Annotated in this window: 2 protein-coding genes and 1 pseudogene; 1 reads left to right on the top strand and 2 read right to left on the bottom strand. The window is 51.1% G+C overall.

What is annotated here, in order from left to right; genetic code table 11:
* The first annotated feature begins 258 nt into the window (after window positions 1-258).
* Window positions 259-2,163 (top strand): annotated as a pseudogene (locus B4967_RS10130) (sensor domain-containing diguanylate cyclase).
* On the opposite strand, the gene B4967_RS10125 reads toward B4967_RS10130, so the two are convergent.
* Together B4967_RS10125 and B4967_RS10120 are read right to left on the bottom strand one after the other, a co-directional pair.
* A complete protein-coding gene (locus B4967_RS10125; RefSeq protein WP_083025037.1) occupies window positions 2,160-2,834 on the bottom strand; it encodes an EAL domain-containing protein in 675 nt (224 codons plus the stop codon). The pseudogene B4967_RS10130 and the gene B4967_RS10125 overlap by 4 nt on opposite strands.
* Window positions 2,777-3,131, bottom strand: a 355-nt coding sequence (locus B4967_RS10120; RefSeq protein WP_207953615.1) for an EAL domain-containing protein, incomplete at its 5' end; no start/stop codon positions are given. The genes B4967_RS10125 and B4967_RS10120, both read right to left, overlap by 58 nt.

The following is a 3,131-nucleotide window of genomic DNA, read 5'->3' as shown; positions in this document are numbered from 1 at the left end:
GCGAATTCCACACCCAACGTCGAAGAGCCGTTGATTTTCATCAACGCGCATCCATCACATCTTTTTGGTAAGTTGTTCGTTTATATCGGGATTGATGCTGTTCCAATGAGCTCAATTTAAGGAAAGTTAACAAAAAAGGGATTGCCGGTGCGCTTAGCCCCCTTGGTTAGCAAGCTTGTTACGTTCCGCTCTTTACAATGTCGACTACTGTTGGGTCTTTCCTGTGCCTTGGTCATTTTAGCAGGGGCAGTGTTGGGGATGGCTTGGCAGGTTGGCAAAGGTATGGTGCATGAGACCAATATGGCTCATTTGCGCTACGAGGCAACCTTGCTTGCCGATGAAATTACCCAGCAGGTTGAACAGCGCATTGATGCTCTGGAGCGGCTAAGTGGGGCCATTGGCCTATCGAATGACTCAGCTTGGCTTGGCCATGAATTACAAAAAAACGATGCGTTGCTGTCGTGGTTTGATGGTTTGGTTATTAGTAACGAACAAGGCGTTATTGTGACTGATTGGCCCAGTGTTGTGGGGCGAATAGGTTTGGAAGTCTCAGAGAGTGAATACTACGAAATGGTGCGTGGGGTTCGTCAACCCTATGTAAGCGAGCCTTTTATAGGGCGCGCTAGAGGGGTACCCCTAGTGAGAATAAGCGTGCCAAGGCTAGACGAAGAGGGGCGTTTTGCTGGGGTAATAGGAGGAATGGTTAGTCTTGACAGTGGCGGCCTCTTTAACCGGCTAAACACCATACGTCTGGGCCGAGAAGGGTACGCAGCAGTGGTGACGTCCAATGGAAAAGTCCTTTATCACCCAGACCACCAGCTGGTAAACAAGCACGTTGATGAAATCCAGCCTAATCCCTTGCTAGACCTTGCTCTGGATGGCTGGCAGGGAGAGGGAGTGACCGAGTTGGCAGACGGTCGCACAAGCCTGCAGGCATATGCTCAGGTATGGCCCGCCGACTGGGTCGTGGGCCTTTTTCTGCCGGCCAACCAAGCGTATCTTCCGCTCTCCGGGTTTATTTATAAGCTTTTTGGAATTTGGGTAGTTCTTGCACTAATGATAATGCCGCTGCTCTGGTGGCTATTAGCTCGCATTTTAAAGCCGTTAGAACATCTCGAGACGCAAATTGGTGAGGTGGGAGTTGGGCAACGAACCCGGTTGGATTTAGCCACTAATATGCAGGAACTGCAGCAAGTGGCCGAAACGTTTAATCGCGTGGAAAACGAGCGCCAGCAACTGTTTGGTCATTTACAGGAGCGTGAAGCGTTTTTGGATTCTGTGCTTAGTGCCACCCCACAAGGTATGTTTGTTGCTAACTTTGGTGGCATCATTACTTATATGAACCCAGCGTTACTGCACATGTTAGCGATTGAAGCGGATGCGCAGGCGGATGTCTGGATACATCAAATCCATCCAGATGACCGTGAAGGTGCCAAAGATATGTGGGCTCATAGTTTAAAAACAGGCAACGATTTTGTGCGCCAACTAAGTGTTATTCGTAGCGATAAAGAAACCCTCTGGTTGGATGTTCATGCACGGGTTGTCATGCTCTCTAAGGGTGGGCATTCGCTAGGGTTGGTCGGGGTAGTGAAAGATATCACCGAACGCCGCCAGCAGGAAGCCTTGCAGCGTTGGGAGGCCGAGCATGATCCGTTGACTGGGCTGCTTAATCGGCGTGGGTTTGATCGCCGCCTTGAAGAAGCGTTTGCTGACTACCAGAAGACCAGTACGCCTTCAGCACTACTACTGTTCGACCTAGACCACTTTAAGCCGATTAATGATGAAGGTGGCCATGCCTTAGGCGATGAAATGCTGCGCCGTATTGCGCAGGTAGTGGCTTGGGAGGTGCGCCGAAGTGACCATGTGGCCCGTCAGGGGGGCGATGAATTTGGCGTGCTGCTGCCCAGTTGTACGTTAGGGGAAGCTCCGACGATTGCTGAGTCGTTACGCCAAGCGGTAAGCGAAGTATCGGTTACCCATTGAGGCAAAGAATATACCGTTACCTTGAGCCTTGGTGTCACTACCTTTGATGAGTCTGATGATACCGTAGAATCTGCTTTATCGCGGGCAGATGCAGCAAGCTACGAAGCGAAAGGGCAAGGCCGGCACGGTGTGGTAGTCAAGCGGCCCAGCGAGTTTGACCCCATGGCGCTTTTTGATTAATGCGTTTTAGGAAAGCCATCTAAACGCCACGTTTTTAACCAGCCGGGCAACTGTTCGGCAGGCATGGGGCGTGCAATTCCGTAACCTTGGGCTAAATGGCAACCAAGGGCTAACAGAGCTTGTGCATGTTCTAAGGTTTCTACTCCCTCTGCTAACACAGGCCGTGAGAATTTTTTAGCTAAAAACACAATGCTTTCAACAATAGCGCGGTCGTCTTTGCTATCGAGCATGTCGCGCACGAAATCTCGATCAACTTTGATGAGCTGCACGTGCAGGTGGCGAAAGTAGGCAAGTGACGAATAGCCCGTGCCGAAGTCATCCAGAGCGACGTCAATGCCCAACCTCTGACAGTTTTCGCGTACATGGAGTGCAGCCTGCATATCATCAAGAGTAGCAGACTCGAGGATTTCGATAGCCAACAGCTGAGGTGGCACGTCTGAATAGCGATTCAATAACTGTTCTAACTGGGGTAAAAAGCCCTGATGCAGTAGATGCTGTGGGCTTATGTTCACACTCACTTGTATCTCAACACCCAATGCTTGCCAGCGTTGCAGCTGTTTAAGAGCGGCTTCGATGGCCCATTCACCTAAGCGGATCTCCAGCTCGCTACCTTCTAATAGCGGTAAAAACCTCGGCCGGTGCGCGAAGGCCCAAGGTTGGGATGTTGCCAACGGATTAACGCCTCAGCACCCACGACCGTTTGTGAGTTAAGGTCTACCTGGGGCTGATAATAAAGTCGAAATTCGTTGTCGCTCAGTCCATGTTGAATAGCGTTTCGCTCTTGCTGCCGTAAACGCACTAGGTGCTCTTCGTCGGTGCTGTAACGCACACACTGCGCTACCCCTAAGGTTTTCGCTTGATACAGTGCTTGGTAGGCATGGCGGAATAGGGTGTCTGGGTCGGCGTTATCCTCTGGATAGCACGTCATACCAATACAGGTACCTGAATCCGTGAGACCGGCCCCCGGA

The sequence above is a fragment of the Vreelandella lionensis genome (genome assembly GCF_002087295.1).
GTDB classification, from domain to species: domain Bacteria; phylum Pseudomonadota; class Gammaproteobacteria; order Pseudomonadales; family Halomonadaceae; genus Vreelandella; species Vreelandella lionensis.
Note: the sequence above shows the minus strand (reverse complement) of the source record. Positions and strands in the feature narration are given on the sequence as shown.